General features: G+C 68.9%; 12 protein-coding genes. 8 read left to right on the top strand and 4 right to left on the bottom strand.

Annotation, left to right across the window (positions count from 1 at the left end; genetic code table 11):
* Nucleotides 1–39: 39 nt before the first annotated feature.
* Together AFR_RS01895 and ssd are read right to left on the bottom strand one after the other, a co-directional pair.
* Entirely contained in the window at nucleotides 40–1,272 is a 1,233-nt protein-coding gene (locus AFR_RS01895; protein WP_023357601.1) for a TadA family conjugal transfer-associated ATPase, read from the bottom strand.
* Nucleotides 1,269–2,366: a septum site-determining protein Ssd gene (gene ssd, locus AFR_RS01890; RefSeq protein ID WP_052359291.1), complete on the bottom strand. Its 1,098-nt coding sequence runs from the start codon at nucleotides 2,364–2,366 to the stop codon at nucleotides 1,269–1,271. Before ssd ends, AFR_RS01895 begins: the two co-directional genes overlap by 4 nt.
* A gap of 217 nt (nucleotides 2,367–2,583) precedes the next feature.
* Here ssd and AFR_RS01885 point away from each other — a divergent pair, with 217 nt between their 5' ends.
* Entirely contained in the window at nucleotides 2,584–2,940 is a 357-nt protein-coding gene (locus tag AFR_RS01885; RefSeq protein ID WP_023357599.1) for an STAS domain-containing protein, read from the top strand.
* A 300-nt stretch (nucleotides 2,941–3,240) separates the two neighbouring features.
* Nucleotides 3,241–4,041, top strand: coding sequence for an HAD family hydrolase (locus AFR_RS01880; RefSeq protein WP_023357598.1), 801 nt, complete (start codon nucleotides 3,241–3,243; stop codon nucleotides 4,039–4,041).
* A 308-nt stretch (nucleotides 4,042–4,349) separates the two neighbouring features.
* On the opposite strand, the gene AFR_RS01875 is transcribed toward AFR_RS01880, so the two are convergent.
* Together AFR_RS01875 and AFR_RS01870 are read right to left on the bottom strand one after the other, a co-directional pair.
* Nucleotides 4,350–4,829 (bottom strand): PH domain-containing protein, encoded by a 480-nt coding sequence (locus AFR_RS01875; protein ID WP_023357597.1) that lies wholly within the window; start codon nucleotides 4,827–4,829, stop codon nucleotides 4,350–4,352.
* 82 nt (nucleotides 4,830–4,911) lie between these two features.
* Nucleotides 4,912–5,655: a Fic family protein gene (locus AFR_RS01870; protein ID WP_023357596.1), complete on the bottom strand. Its 744-nt coding sequence runs from the start codon at nucleotides 5,653–5,655 to the stop codon at nucleotides 4,912–4,914.
* 209 nt (nucleotides 5,656–5,864) lie between these two features.
* Between AFR_RS01870 and acs the strand changes: the two genes are divergently transcribed.
* From acs to AFR_RS01840, 6 genes are all read left to right on the top strand, one after another.
* Nucleotides 5,865–7,850 (top strand): acetate--CoA ligase, encoded by a 1,986-nt coding sequence (gene acs, locus AFR_RS01865; protein WP_023357595.1) that lies wholly within the window; start codon nucleotides 5,865–5,867, stop codon nucleotides 7,848–7,850.
* A 273-nt stretch (nucleotides 7,851–8,123) separates the two neighbouring features.
* Nucleotides 8,124–10,493: an immune inhibitor A domain-containing protein gene (locus AFR_RS01860; protein WP_438829931.1), complete on the top strand. Its 2,370-nt coding sequence runs from the start codon at nucleotides 8,124–8,126 to the stop codon at nucleotides 10,491–10,493.
* Nucleotides 10,494–10,590: 97 nt separating this feature from the next.
* Nucleotides 10,591–10,929, top strand: coding sequence for a hypothetical protein (locus AFR_RS01855; protein WP_023357593.1), 339 nt, complete (start codon nucleotides 10,591–10,593; stop codon nucleotides 10,927–10,929).
* A 187-nt stretch (nucleotides 10,930–11,116) separates the two neighbouring features.
* Complete coding sequence (locus AFR_RS01850) at nucleotides 11,117–13,486, top strand: immune inhibitor A domain-containing protein (protein ID WP_438829930.1); 2,370 nt, start codon at nucleotides 11,117–11,119, stop codon at nucleotides 13,484–13,486.
* Nucleotides 13,487–13,601: 115 nt separating this feature from the next.
* The gene (locus AFR_RS01845) at nucleotides 13,602–14,063 is read left to right on the top strand and encodes a hypothetical protein (protein WP_023357591.1); all 462 of its coding nucleotides are present in this window, start codon (nucleotides 13,602–13,604) and stop codon (nucleotides 14,061–14,063) included.
* A 17-nt stretch (nucleotides 14,064–14,080) separates the two neighbouring features.
* On the top strand, nucleotides 14,081–15,001 hold the full coding sequence (locus tag AFR_RS01840) for an alpha/beta fold hydrolase (RefSeq protein WP_041840518.1): 921 nt from the start codon (nucleotides 14,081–14,083) through the stop codon (nucleotides 14,999–15,001).
* Nucleotide 15,002: the final 1 nt, after the last annotated feature.

Here is a 15,002-nt window from a genome sequence, read left to right as displayed (position 1 = left end):
TCACGAGCAGAGCGGCGGCGATGATCCAGGACGTCCCGGTCACGCCCGGACTCCCAGGATCGGCGGCACGGCCACACCCCGTTCGGTCAGCTGCCGGGCCAGCGACTCCGCGCCCGGTCCCGCACCCCGTCCGCGCCGCCAGGCCGGTACGACCGTGACGAGCCGTTGCTCCCCCGCGGGCAGCAGCACCCCGACCGACTCCAGGACCCGCCCCCGGTCGGTACGCCGAACCTGCAGCACCACCTGCAACGCCGCCAGCACCTGAGCATGCAGCGCCGCCCGGGGCAGCCCGCCGAGCATGCCGAGCGCTTCCAGCCGCGCCGGGACGTCAGCGGGGGCGTTCGCGTGCAGCGTCCCCGCGCCGCCTTCGTGACCGGTGTTCAGGGCGCCGAGCAGGTCGACGATCTCGGCGCCCCGGCACTCGCCGACGACCAGCCGGTCCGGGCGCATCCGCAGCGCCTGGCGTACAAGATCGGTAAGGCCGACGACACCCGCACCTTCGACGTTGGCGGTGCGCGCCTGCAGAGCCACCACGTGCGGGTGCACCGGTCGCAACTCGGCCGCGTCCTCGACCAGCACGATGCGCTCGGTGGGCGGTACGAGCCCGAGCAGCGTCCCCAGCAAGGTCGTCTTGCCGGAGCCCGTGCCGCCGGTGACCAGGTACGCCAACCGCGCACTCACCACAGCCGTGAGCAGCGGCGCCACCGCCGCGGGGACCGTCCCGTGCTCGACAAGATCAGCCAGGCTGAACGGCCGTTGCCGGAACGTGCGCAACGACAGGTACGGCCCACTGGTCGCCACCGGTGGCAGGACGGCGTGCAGTCGTGTGCCGTCGGGGAGCCGCGCGTCGGCGTACGGCTGACCGTCGTCCAGCCGCCGCCCGCACGCGGCCGCGAGTCGCTGCGCCAGCCGCCGGACGTCTTCGGCGCTGCCGAGGGCCACCGCCGCGCGTTGCAGGCCGGCACCCCGGTCGACCCACACCTGTGCGCCGTTGACGAGGACGTCGGTGACCGCGGGGTCGGCCAGCAGTGGTGCCAGCGGGCCCGCGCCGACCAGCTGGTCGTGCACCCGGTCGGCCAGTCGCAGGACGGCGGTGTCGCCGAGCACCACCGCGCCCGGTTCGTTGCGGACCGCGGTGACGACGGCGGCCGGGGTGGCGTCAACCCCGTCGGCGGCGAACCGGCGTCGCACCCGGTCCGCGACCCCGGCGGGTTCGTGACGGCGTTGTGCGTGTCTGCCGGTGGAGGCCGAGGCCACGAAGGGTGTTGTCATGCCGGCACCCCGGTCCGCTCGTCCTGGGTCAGCTGGCGGATCAGGCGTTTGCTCAGCTCGGCCAGCGGGCCGCGGCCGTCGGCGGCGGGCGCGTCGCCGTTCTCCAGGGCCCGGCAGACGGCCGCTTCGGGTCGCAGCGATCCGGCGAGCGGCAGTCCGATCGACCGGGCGACCTCGCTCGCTTTGAGCCGTCCCGGCGCCGGCCCCCGGACGACCACCGCGATGTCGGGGCAGTGCAGGCCGGCGATCGCCGCGATGCGGGTGGCCGCCGCGGTCGCCCGCAGTTCGGCGGGAACGATCAGGATCGCGCGGTCGGCCGCGTCGAGGGCCAGGGCGGCAGCGTCGTCGAGGCGGCGGGGCAGGTCCGCGATGATCACGTCGCGTCCGCGCCGGCCGGCGTCCAGGGTGGTTGCCATCGCCTCGCTCGGGACCGCGAGCATCTGGTCGCGGGCGAACGACAGCAGCACCAGGTCGCCGCGATGGGGCAGCGCCTGGAGCAGCGCGGGCGGGCTCACACGACCGCCCGTCTCGGCGAGCGCGGGCCAGCGCAGGCCGTCGACGGATTCCCAGCCGAGGACCAGGTCGAGGCCGCCACCCATCGGGTCGGCGTCGACAAGCAGGGTGCGATGGCCGGTGCGGACGGCGGTGACGGCCAGCGCGCCGGCCAGGATGCTCGCGCCCGCGCCGCCGCGGCCGCCGATCACGGCGAGAATCCGGCCGGGAACCGCCGCGTCCAGCCGTTCGGCGAAGCGGTCGACCAGCCAGGGTTCGGCCAGGGGCAGGGCGGCGACGTGTTCGGCGCCGAGGCTCTCCGCGACCTCCCAGGCCCGTTCCAGCTCGGCGGTGTGGCCGACGATGACCGTTCGCGGTCGCCGGGGCAGCCGGGCCCGCAGGCAGGCGGTCGCCTGGTCGGCACCGATAAGCACCAGCGGGGCGGCGGCGTAACGGCCCCGGGCCGCCACCGGGTCGGTGGCGACGTCGACCTCCGTGCCACCCGCCGCGGCCAGGCGCAGCAGGTCGTCGAGGAGGTCCGGATCGGCTGTCACGACCAGTGGCAGGCGCGGACCGGGTCGGGCGGAAGGACGGGCTGACATCGTGGCTCCACGGGGTGCGGCGGGCGGTTGGGCACCCACCGTTCCGCTCCGCCGTGATCCCCTCAACCGGCATCGCCCGGCCTGTGGACAACGCCCCGACCTGTGGGATAACGCGTACCCGGACGCTTGATCTGATATCCGGAGCCGGCGGACACGCAGCGCGTGGGAAGACGCGCGGTTGGGTATGTTGGTGCCGACCCGAGCCGATGGAGTTGGCATGGAGAACCCGGTCGAGAGCAGCCTCGGCGATGACGGACACGCCCGTGTGGCCGTGCTGGGCGAGATCGACTTCTCGAATGCGGACGAGGTCGCCCAGGGGATCCGCGATGTCATTGCCGACTGGTCGCCGGCAGAGGTCCAGGTCGACCTGCGCGAGGCCACCTTCATCGACTCGACCGGTCTGGGCGCCCTGATCGAGGGCTACCGCGCCGCGACCGAAGGGGAAAGCCGGTTTGTCGTCACCAACCCGAGCGCGAGCTTCCGCCGCGTGCTCAGCGTGACGGGACTGTGCGAGCTGTTCGGCCTGACCGACCAGGACGAATCCGTCGCACTCAGCTCGGCCACCGGCGCCTGATCCCCGTTATGGGAACGACCCCCGACGGGGGAGTCGGGGGCCGTCCTGAGATTCGGCTCCGGGGGGGTCGAGCCGAATCGGACCCGGTGATCGCGGGGGGCGCAACCACCGAGAATCTGTGGTGGGGTGGGTGGGACAGCAGGCGTCAACATGAATCCCTGTCGCAACACCAGCATGCCTCAGTACCGGCTTACCGTCGAGTACCCAGTGTGACCGTCTCTCCCTCCCGTCGCATTTTGGTGAACACCGATCGCGTCTCCCGGACCGCTGCGATGCATCCAGCGGCTACACTTTCGGCCCGTGGGCCCGAGCGCCGCATTCTTCGACCTCGACAAGACCGTCATCGCCAAGTCCAGCGCGCTGGCCTTCGGACGGCCTTTCTATCGTGATGGGCTGATCAGCCGTCGCGACGTCGTCAAGTCCGCCTACGCGCAGTTGATGTTCCGGCTGGGCGGCACCGACGAGCAGACCATGGCGCGCACCCGCGACTACCTCGCCGCACTCTGCAAGGGGTGGAAGGTCGAGCAGGTCCAGCAGATCGTCGCCGAGACCCTCGAAGAGCTCATCAACCCCTACGTGTACGCCGAAGCCGCCATCCTCATCGGCGAGCACCAGGCCGCAGGGCGGGACGTCGTGCTGGTCTCCGCCTCGGGTGACGAGATGGTCCGCCCGATCGGCGCCCTGCTCGGGGTCACCGACGTGATCGCGACCCGCATGGGCATCGTCGACGGGCGTTACAGCGGCGAGGTGGAGTTCTACGCGGCCGGTCCGAGCAAGGTCGACGGTGTGCGGGAGCTGGCCGACGAGCGCGGGTACGACCTTGCGGAGTGTTACGCCTACTCCGACTCGAGCAGCGACCTGCCACTGCTGGAGGCGGTCGGTCATCCGAGTGTGGTCAACCCCGACCGGACCCTGCGCAAGGTCGCGCTGGAGCGTTCGTGGCCGGTGCTCGAGTTCCGTCACCCCGTACCGTTGGGCCGGCGCCTGAGGGACCGGCCGGCGGTGCCGATCACGGCGGCCGCGCTCGGTGTGGGGGTCGGTGTGGCGATCGGGATCGCCCTCTACGGCCGGCACCGCCGCACCCGCGCCGCGCTCGCCTGAGGCCGCGCCGACCGCAATGTGAAGACCTTTGCGCCAAGCGTCTGACAGCTGACCGTGAGTGACTTTTCCCTGGTCAACCCCTGGCGATCAAGGGGCGATCGGCGTAGAAAGAACGGGCGGACCTCGGAGCAGGATCCGTGTACGGCCACCGGGAACCCACGCGCGATCAGCCACGGCAGGCACGTTGCGGCGGCACCTCATCAGGACTGCCGACAACGACCCAGGTGCACGCTTGATAACCCGGTAGGACGTGCGAAGCGGCGGCGCCTCCTCGGAGGCGCCGTCCTCATGTCACGGGCGTGAACGCGTCAGGCGGGTGCGACTGCGGCCAGGTGCCGGTTGCGCAGTTCGTGGTAGACCTCGCGGAAAAGATGCGGCCGCGAGTGGAAGTCGATGCCCTGCGCCCACAACTCCGTGTTGACCATCGTCCCGTCGCGGCGCTCGATCAGGACGGTCATGCCGCCCTCCAGCTGGAAGCCACCGATCTTGCGGGTGTGGCGGTGCAGCCGGACGTGCGCGACGTCCTCCCAGCGCATCGTCCGCGACCGGAGCAGGCCGCGGATGCGGACGCCGCCGGGACCGACGTAGACGCCCATCTCGCGGATGCGCCACCCGCCGATGACCCACAGGGCCGCGATCGCCGTGGCGAGGACGCGGATGCCGGGGCCGGCCAGGCCGAACTGTTCGACTGTCGACCAGCCCAGCAGGCCCAGGGCGATGGCTTCCCAGCCGATGACCAGCCAGCGGCCGGTGCCGGGTGTGTACGGACGGGTCCACTCGTCTCCCACCCGCCTGAGTATGCCAACGAAGCCAGGGAGCAATCGGACGATTTGCCACATCGATGCAGATGGGGACCAACCGGGTGAGGCGCTACGTACCCGAAGGGGTAAGCACGTCGTCACCGATCTGCGCGATCTCGTCGGCGCCCGCGGAGACAGCTGACGCATAGTGACGCAGCCACGACCGCACACCGTCAGGAGTGCCGGTGGCGTAGGCGCCCGCGGATCCGGTGTACTCCGGCTCGCGGGCGAGGTGCCCGGCCTCGACACCGACGATCCCGCGCGGGTCGAAACCGCGGCCGATCAGCGTGAGCCGTGCGGCCGCGCGGGCTACGAGTCCGGCCGGACCCGCGAACGGCTTCAGGGTGATCAGCTCCGCGTGGACGATCGCGGCCAGCAGCAGGGGTGGTGTCCGATCGTTTCCGGCCACCAGACCGGCCAGGGCGTCGATGCGGTCCGCCGCGGACGTCAGCCGGCCCAGGTCGTCGTCGGGGACCACACCGCGGGCCGCCAGGACGTGCAGACGGGCCAGGACCTGGCGCGGAGCCCGGGGCCACAGGTCGACCAGGCCACCGACGCCTTCGGCGACGCGGAGGGCGCCCTGGAGCACGGGATCGGTGACTGTGCCGGCGCGTACCTCGTCGAGGTCGTACCGGTGGTCCTCGAGGGCGGCGCTGGCGACCGCGGCCCGGAGGCTGACCTCGGCGGCGACCTGGCCGCCGTTGCGGCGCAGCGCGCGATGCCGCATCGCGGCGTCGACGTGCTCCCGGGCTTGGGTGAAGGCGGGCTCGACATCGGCGAGCGCGAGCAGCGGGGCAAGTGGATCCGAGGTCACCGCGCAACGGTATCCGGAAAAAGACTTGAAACACGGGATGCGCGAAGAGGCTCGGAAGTGGCAGGATTCGCGCAGCACCGATCATGGTTTGCGCGCCGGCTGCCATTCGGCGCGCCCAGATGGCGCTACAGCCTGCAACCCTCGCCGGGCTCACCTGGCAGAACTAGTGTTCACACGAAGCGACCCGGCATGGCAGAGGAGCCGCCCTCATGAGCGAGACCCTGGAGAACTTGTACTCGGAGACGCGGACGTTCCCGCCGCCGGCCGAGCTTGCCGCCAACGCCAACGTCAAGGCGGAGGCCTACGACGAGGCCGACGAGAACCGGCAGTGGTTCTGGGAGCAGCAGGCCAAGCGTCTCAGCTGGGCCAAGCAGTGGGACCAGGTGCTGGACTGGTCCAACGCGCCGTTTGCGAAGTGGTTCGTCGGCGGTGAGCTGAACATCGCCTACAACTGCGTGGACCGTCACGTCGAGGCCGGCCACGGTGACAAGGTCGCCATCCACTGGGAGGGCGAGCCCGGCGACAGCCGCACGGTCACCTACTCCGACCTGCTCAAGAGCGTCAGCCAGGCCGCGAACACCCTCACCGAGCTCGGCGTGACCGCGGGCGACCGTGTCGCGATCTACCTGCCGATGATCCCGGAGGCGGCCGTCGCGATGCTGGCCTGCGCCCGGATCGGCGCGCTGCACAGTGTGGTCTTCGGAGGCTTCTCCGTCGACGCGCTCGCCACCCGCATCCAGGACGCCGACTGCAAGGTCGTCATCACGGCCGACGGCGGCTACCGGCGGGGCAAGCCGTCCGCTCTCAAGCCGACGGTCGACGAGGCCGTGGCGCAGTGCCCGAGCATCGAGCACGTCCTGGTCGTCCGGCGTACGGGTGAGGACGTCACCTGGGGCGACAAGGACCTGTGGTGGCACGAGACGGTCGAGCAGGCGAACGACCAGCACGTGCCGCAGGCGTTCGACGCGGAGCACCCGCTCTTCATCCTGTACACCTCGGGCACGACGGGTAAGCCGAAGGGCATCCTGCACACGACCGGCGGCTACCTGACGCAGGCGTCGTACACGTTCAACGCCGTCTTCGACATCAAGCCGGAGACCGACGTCTACTGGTGCACCGCCGACATCGGCTGGGTCACCGGCCACTCCTACATCGTCTACGGCCCGCTCTCCAACGGCGCCACCCAGGTCATGTACGAGGGCACCCCGGACACCCCGCACAAGGGCCGCTTCTGGGAGATCATCGACAAGTACAAGGTCAGCCTGCTGTACACCGCACCCACCCTCATCCGCACGATGATGAAGTGGGGCGACGACATCCCGGCGAAGTACGACCTGTCGTCGCTGCGCCTGCTGGGCAGCGTCGGCGAGCCGATCAACCCCGAGGCCTGGATGTGGTACCGCGAGCACGTCGGCCACGACAACGCCCCGATCGTCGACACCTGGTGGCAGACCGAGACCGGCGCGATGATGATCTCGCCGCTGCCCGGTGTGACGGCGTCCAAGCCCGGCTCGGCGATGACCCCGCTGCCCGGCATCTCCGCTGACGTGGTCAACGACGAGGCCGAGTCGGTCCCGAACGGCGGCGGTGGCTTCCTGGTGCTGCGCGAGCCGTGGCCGTCGATGCTGCGCGGGATCTGGGGCGACGACCAGCGCTTCATCGACACGTACTGGTCGCGTTTCGGCAAGGGTGCCGGCGTGGGCGACGAGTGGATCTACTTCGCCGGTGACGGCGCCAAGAAGGACGACGACGGCGCGCTCTGGCTCCTCGGCCGGGTCGACGACGTCATGCTGATCTCCGGTCACAACATCTCGACCACCGAGGTGGAGTCGGCACTGGTCTCGCACCCGTCGGTGGCGGAGGCCGCGGTGGTCGGCGCGACCGACCCCACGACGGGTCAGGCGATCGTCGCATTCACCATTCCGCGCGGCAATGTGGACACTTCCGGCGACGCGGGCGAAAAGCTGATTCAGGAACTGCGGAACCACGTCGCCAAGAAACTCGGCCCGATCGCCAAACCGCGGCAGATCATGCTGGTGGCCGAGCTGCCGAAGACCCGTTCCGGAAAAATCATGCGACGCCTGCTCAAGGACGTTGCCGAGAACCGTTCCCTGGGTGACGTCACGACGCTTCAGGACTCCACGGTCATGGACCTGATCTCGTCGGGCATGCAGGAGAGCAAGTCCGAAGACTGAGACAATTGTCGATGTACGGCGGCAGACCTGAAATCGTAGGGGTCTGCCGCCGTTTCATGTGGACGGTCCATTTTCTGGCATTTGCCGGTGCTTGCATTATGGAAAAACCATAACGGGTAACTATCGTTCATCAATGTCTCGCACCTCTTCCTACGCATCGTTGTGTTTGCATACGTTCACCTGAGCCCCGAATCCCGGGGCCGTTTGCCGCCGTTCGCTGTACCCCAGCGTGCGGTCACGTCAACGGAGGTACACGTAGTGCGCAAGGTGGTCGTGGGACTACTCGGCGCCGCGATGGTCACCAGTGTCGGGATCTTGGTCCCCGCCGGTGCCACCGCAGCCCCGCCGGTCGATCCGGCACCGGTCGCTAAGGCGTCCGGCGCCAACTCAGCACCTGTCGACGATCTGCCCAACCCGCTCGAGGACAAGCGCCGCGCACTGCGCGAGGCCGCCGTCGCCGACGTGGTCAGCGGCAAGGCCAAGGCTGTCAAGAAGAACGGCAGCACGGTCGTCAAGGTCGGACGCACCCAGGGTTCGGGCGTGAGCAACCGCGCCGTGGCCAAGGCCGGCGAGGACCAGTACGTCGAGCTCGGCCGCGAGCAGACCGACCGGATCTTCGTGATCCTGGCCGAGTTCGGCAACGACCGGCACCCGAGCTACCCCGATGTGGACAGCAACCCGGCGATCCCCGGGCCGACCACCTTCGAGGGCCCGCTCCACAACAAGATCCCCGCCCCGAACCGCGCGGTGGACAACTCCACGGTCTGGCAGGCGGACTACGCACCGTCGCACTACCGCGACCTGTACTTCGGCACCGGCGCCGGCAAGGAGTCGGTCAAGACCTACTACGAGACCCAGTCCTCCGGCCGGTACTCGGTCGACGGCAAGGTCACCGACTGGGTCAAGGTCAACTACAACGAGGCCCGGTACGGCCGTGACCTCTGCGGCAGCAACGTCTGCAACAACACCTGGGCGCTCGTGCGCGACGCCGCGAACAAGTGGGTCGCCGACCAGCAGGCCCAGGGTCGCAGCGACGCCGACATCGCCGCCGACATGAAGTCGTTCGACCAGTACGACCGCTACGACTTCGACGGTGACGGCGACTTCAACGAGGCCGACGGCTACATCGACCACTTCCAGATCGTCCACGCCGGTGGCGACGCCGCCGACGGCGACCCGCAGCAGGGCGAGGACGCGATCTGGAGCCACCGCTGGTACGCGTACGGCACCGACCAGGGCCGCACCGGCCCGTCGGGCAACCTCCTCGGTGGCACGCAGATCGGCAACACCGGCATCTGGATCGGTGACTACACGATCCAGCCCGAGAACGGCGGCCTGAGCGTCTTCGTCCACGAGTACGGCCACGACCTCGGCCTGCCGGACGACTACGACACCTCCGGTGGCGGCGACAACAACAACGAGCACTGGACGCTGATGGCGCAGAGCCGCCTCAACGCCGCCGGTGAGCCGCTCGGCACCCGTCCCGGTGACCTCGGCGCCTGGAACAAGCTCCAGCTCGGCTGGCTCGACTACGAGACCGTCGTCGCCGGACAGTCGAAGACGCTGAACCTCGGCCCGCAGGAGTACAACACCGCGAAGGCCCAGGGGGTGGTCGTGGTACTTCCGGACAAGGAGGTCACGACCGAGCTCGGTGCACCCTTCGCGGGCAACGGGCAGTTCTTCTCCGGTAACGCGGACGACCTGAACACCTCGATGACCAAGGACATCAACCTGGCCGGCAAGACGACGGCGGCGGTGACCCTCAAGGGCCGCTACGACATCGAGGCCGACTACGACTACCTCTACTTCGAGGCGTCGACGGACAACGGCGCGACCTGGACCCGGCTGGACGGCACGCTCAACGGCGCCGCCCTCCCGCGGGACGCCAGCAACACGCCGGCACTGACCGGCAGCTCCGCGGGCGCCTGGTCCGACATCGCGATCCCGCTGAACGCGTACGCCGGCAAGGCTCTGAAGTTCCGTCTGCACTACCTGACGGACGGCGGCGTCTCCGACGGCGGCTTCTTCGGTGACGACGTCACCGTCACCGCCGACGGCGCGACCGTGTCGGCCGACGGTGCCGAGGGTGCCTCCACCTGGGCCCTGAACGGCTTCTCGATCGTCGGTGCCACGTCGACCAAGGAGTTCGACAACTTCTACATCGCGGGCCACCGCAGCTACGTCTCGTACGACAAGTACCTGAAGACGGGCCCGTACTTCTTCGGCTACCTGCCGGCGAAGCCCGACCTCGTGGACCACTACGCGTACCAGGAGGGTCTGCTGATCTCCTACTGGGACACGTCGCAGGTCGACAACAACACCAACGTCCACCCGGGCATGGGTCGCAACCTGATCATCGACAGCCGTCCGGCGCCGTTCTACAACCTCGAGGGCCTGCCGTGGCGCGCCCGCATCCAGGTCTACGACGCGCCGTTCAGCCTGAAGAAGGCCGACTCGTTCACGCTGCACATCAACGGCAAGGCCAGCTACATCCGTGGCCAGGACGCGCAGCCGACGTTCGACGACACCAAGAAGTACTTCTACGCGGAGCTCCCGAACCACGGCGTCAAGCTGCCGGCGGTGGGCGTGAAGATGAAGGTCGTCAGCGTTGACGGCACGACCCTGAAGGTCAAGATCAGCTGACCTGGGACACCTGAGCGGCGCCCGGGGAGGGAACTCCCCGGGCGTCGTCGCATGTGGGGGACGGAACCCCGGACAGCCCACGGCCGTCCGAGCAGGCATGGCCAAAATTCTGCTCGCCCTGCTGGCAGCGATCCTGCTCGCCGGCTGCAGCGAACCGGTACAGAAAGTGCAGCAGCCCGTGAGTACACCGCCGAGCACCCCGACCGACCAGTTCCAGTACGACGACCTCATCGTCGGCACCGTCAACCGCGGCGGATCCGGCCCCTGCTACGGCCTGGTCACCGACGACGGCCGGCAATTTGCGCTGTACGAGAATCAGGGCCGTGAATTGATCAAGGGGGTCCGGGTCCAGGTGCGCGCCGAGCCGTCGACGCTGCGAATCGACTGTGGACCGGGGGAACTCCTCCAGGTCAACGCCCTGGACGAGATGCGCTGACCCTTTTGTCCCTACGCATCGGCACATTCACGTAAAGATCTAAATTCATTTGTCACAGCCACTTCCATACATCTGAGTGTTTGCATACCTTCACGTGAGCCCCGAAACACGGGGCCGTTTACCGCCGTCCGCTGCACACAGCGCGATCGGTCACGTCAACGGAGGTACGGTAGTGCGCAAAGTAGTCGTGGGACTACTCGGCGCCGCGATGGTCAGCAGCGTCGGGATCATGCTCCCGGCAGCAGCGATGGCGGCGCCCCCGGTGGATCCGGCCCCGGCCCAGGCCAGCAAGAAGGCCCCGGTGGACGACCTCCCCAACCCGTTCGAGGACAAGCGCCGCGAGCTGCGCCAGGAGGCCGTCAACGGCATCCTCAAGGGCACCGTCAAGACGCAGAAGCGCGGCGGCAGCACTGTTGCGAAGGTCGGCAAGACCCGCGGTGGCGGCGAGACCAACCGCAAGGTCGCGAAGGCCGGCCAGGACCAGTACGTCGAGGTCGGCCGTGAGCAGACCGACCGGATCTTCGTGATCCTCGCCGAGTTCGGCAACGACCGGCACCCGAACTACCCGGACGTCGACAGCGACCCGGCCACGGCCGGCCCGACGACGTTCGAGGGACCGCTGCACAACGCGATCCCGTCACCCGACCGCACCAAGGACAACAGCACGGTCTGGCAGTCCGACTACAACCAGGCGCACTACCAGGACCTGTACTTCGGCGAGGGCAAGAACGCCGAGTCCCTGAAGACCTACTACGAGACCCAGTCGTCCGGCCGTTACTCGGTCGACGGCGAGGTCTCCGACTGGGTGAAGGTCAAGTACAACGAGGCCCGGTACGGTCGCGACTGCGACATCACCGGCCTGTGCACCGACACGAACATGTGGGCGCTCGTCACCGACGCCGCCAACCAGTGGGTCGCCGACCAGAAGGCCTCGGGTCGCACCGACGCCCAGGTCAAGGCCGACATGGCGAGCTTCGACCAGTGGGACCGGTACGACTTCGACGGCGACGGCAACTTCAACGAGCCCGACGGGTACATCGACCACTTCCAGATCGTCCACGCCGGCGGCGACCAGTCCGACGGTGACCCGCAGCAGGGTGAGGACGCCATCTGGGCGCACCGCTGGTACGCGTACAACACCTCGGCCGGCGTCACCGGCCCCGCCACCAACAAGGCGGGTGGCACGCAGATCGGCAACACCGGCATCTGGATCGGTGACTACACCGTCCAGCCCGAGAACGGCGGCCTGAGCGTCTTCGCTCACGAGTACGGCCACGACCTCGGTCTGCCGGACGACTACGACACCTCCGGTGGCAGCAACAACAACAGCGAGTTCTGGACGCTCATGGCCCAGAGCCGTCTCTCCGGCGCGGGCGAGCCCCTCGGCACGCGCCCCGGTGACCTCGGCGCCTGGAACAAGATGCAGCTCGGCTGGCTGGACTACGAGACCGTCGTCGCGGGTCAGAAGAAGACCCTGAACCTCGGCCCGCAGGAGTACAACACCAAGAAGGCGCAGGCCGCGGTCGTGGTCCTGCCCGACAAGGAGGTCACCACCGACCTCGGTGCGCCGTTCGCCGGTGAGAGCCAGTACTTCTCCGGCAACGACGACAACCTCAACACCACGCTGACCAAGTCGGTCGACCTCACGGCGGCCACCTCGGCGTCGTTCGACCTCAAGGGCCGCTACAACATCGAAGAGGGTTACGACTACCTCTACTTCGAGGGCTCCACCGACGGCACCACCTGGACCGCGCTCAACGGCACGGTCGACGGTGCCCCGCTCGGCGTCGACGGCGCAGTGCCGCCGCGCCCGGCTCTCGGTGGCGACAGCGGTGGCGCGTGGAAGGACATCAGCATCCCGCTGACGCAGTACGCCGGTAAGAAGGTGCAGGTCCGCCTGCACTACATCACCGACGGTGGCCTCTCCGCGGGCGGCTTCTTCGGCGACGACCTGACCATCACGGCGAATGGCGCTGTGGTCTCCACCGACGGTGCCGAGGGCACCCCGGAGTGGACCGCGGCCGGCTTCTCCGTCGAGGGTTCGTCGATCACCGCCGAGTACGACAACTTCTACATCGCGGGCAACCGCACCTACACGTCGTACGACAAGTACCTGAAGACGGGCCCGTACAACTTCGGCTGGGCGACCACCAAGCCGGACTGGGTCGAGCACTTCGCGTACCAGCAGGGTCTGCTGATCTCGTACAACGACACGTCGTTCGCTGACAACAACGTCAACGTGCACCCCGGCGGCGGTCGTAACCTGATCATCGACAGCCACCCGGCGCCGTTCTACAACCTCGACGGTGTCCCGTGGCGTTCGCGGATCCAGCTCTACGACGCGCCGTTCGGCACGACCAAGGCGGACTCGTTCACGCTGCACATCAACGGCAAGCCCAGCTACATCCGGGGCCAGGCCGCGCAGCCGACGTTCGACGACACCAAGAAGTACTTCTACGACGAGATCCCGTGGGCCGGCGTCAAGCTCCCCGCGGTCGGCGTGAAGATCAAGGTTGTCGAGCAGAACGGCACCTCGCTGAAGGTCAAGTTCTCCTGATCGACCGCACCACAGCGACGCCCGGGGGCTTCGGCCCCCGGGCGTCGCCCCTTTTTCCGCCCCTCCGCCGGGAACCCTCGGCCGCCGATCCGGGTCTCACTCACGGAGGTTCGTCATGATCGCTTTTCCCCGTACGGCTCCAGCAACGCTCCTGGTCCTCGGCTTCCTCACGGCGTGCTCCGGGCCTGCCGTGACACCGGGCACCTCCGTGCCGGTCACGCCCAGCGGCGTCACGCCGAGTGCCGCCCCCAGCTCGACCGAGCCCACACCGGTGCCCAGCGGCCCCTACAACTCGGTGCCGACCGGTGCGCCGCCCTCGAAGCCCGCCGGCATCCCCAAGACGCCGACGGACAACATCCCGGCCGGCTGGACCGAGGGCACGGTCACCCGCGGCGGCACCGGCCCCTGCTACGGCCTCGTCACCTTCGACGGCGTCCCCTACGCGATGTACTCGGACGCCGGCGTCACCCTGACCAAGGGTGATCACATCAAGGCCCGTCTGACCCCGGCGAAGCTGCGCATCAACTGTGGCGAAGGCACCCCCGTCGCCATGGGCGCCGTCCAGCATTTCCCCTGACCCGTACCCTGTTTTTTATGAGTGCCCAGGTGGACGAGACGTGCGTCCTGACGGAAGGTCCGTGGACCCACCGTTTTGTCGGCGCCAACGGCAGCCGCTTCCACGTCGTCGAGGCGGGCACCGGGCCCCTCGTGCTTCTGCTGCACGGCTTCCCCGAGTTCTGGTGGACGTGGCACGACATGCTCACCCGGATCGCCGACGCGGGCTTCCGGGCCGTCGCGATCGACCTCCGCGGTTACGGCGCCAGCGACAAACCACCGCGCGGCTACGACGGATACACGATGGCCGCCGACGTCACCGGTCTGATCCGGGCACTCGGCGAACGCTCGGCGATGATCGTCGGTGCGGGCGCCGGCGGCATGATCGGCTGGGCCGCGGCGGCGTTCCACCCCAAGATGGTCAGCCGGCTCGTGGTGCTCGGCGCGGCCCACCCCCTGCGGCTACGGGCGGCGCTCTTCGCCGACCCGCGCGGCCAGTTCTCCGCGAGCGCCGGACTTCTCCGCTTCCAGGTCCCCCGGTACGAGCACGTGCTCACCAAGGACGACGCGGCCCTGGTCGGCGAGCTGATCGAGCGCTGGAGCAGTCCGAGGTGGACGGAGACGCCCGAGTACGCCGAATACGTCGCCCGGTGCCGGGAGGCCATCCAGATCCCGCAGGCGGCGTTCTGCGCGCTCGAGGCGTACAGGTGGGTGTTCCGGTCGGCGTTGCGGTTGCAGGGATACCGCTTCGTCAAGCTGATGCAGCAGCCGCTGGTCACCCCGACGCTGCAGATGCACGGCGCACTGGACACCGCGGTGCTGCCCAGGACGGCGCAGGGTTCGGGTCGATATGTGATCGCGCCCTACGAGTGGCGCCTCATCGAGGACGCCGGCCACTTCATCCACCAGGAAGCACCCGACGTCGTGACGGGTGAGGTCCTGCGCTGGCTGAAAGCCTAGA

This window comes from Amorphoplanes friuliensis DSM 7358 (assembly GCF_000494755.1).
Classification (GTDB): Bacteria; Actinomycetota; Actinomycetes; order Mycobacteriales; family Micromonosporaceae; genus Actinoplanes; species Actinoplanes friuliensis.
The sequence above is the reverse complement of the archived record's forward strand: the minus strand, read 5'-3'. Positions and strand labels throughout refer to the sequence as shown.

What these genes read in the sequence shown, in the direction of transcription:
- AFR_RS01840 (WP_041840518.1), top strand. Translation starts at nt 14,081, where the DNA reads ATGAGTGCCCAGGTGGACGAGACGTGCGTCCTGACGGAAGGTCCGTGG.
- AFR_RS01845 (WP_023357591.1), top strand. Translation starts at nt 13,602, where the DNA reads ATGATCGCTTTTCCCCGTACGGCTCCAGCAACGCTCCTGGTCCTCGGC.
- ssd (WP_052359291.1), bottom strand. Translation starts at nt 2,366, where the DNA reads ATGTCAGCCCGTCCTTCCGCCCGACCCGGTCCGCGCCTGCCACTGGTC.
- AFR_RS01895 (WP_023357601.1), bottom strand. Translation starts at nt 1,272, where the DNA reads ATGACAACACCCTTCGTGGCCTCGGCCTCCACCGGCAGACACGCACAA.
- AFR_RS01885 (WP_023357599.1), top strand. Translation starts at nt 2,584, where the DNA reads ATGGAGAACCCGGTCGAGAGCAGCCTCGGCGATGACGGACACGCCCGT.
- acs (WP_023357595.1), top strand. Translation starts at nt 5,865, where the DNA reads ATGAGCGAGACCCTGGAGAACTTGTACTCGGAGACGCGGACGTTCCCG.
- AFR_RS01855 (WP_023357593.1), top strand. Translation starts at nt 10,591, where the DNA reads ATGGCCAAAATTCTGCTCGCCCTGCTGGCAGCGATCCTGCTCGCCGGC.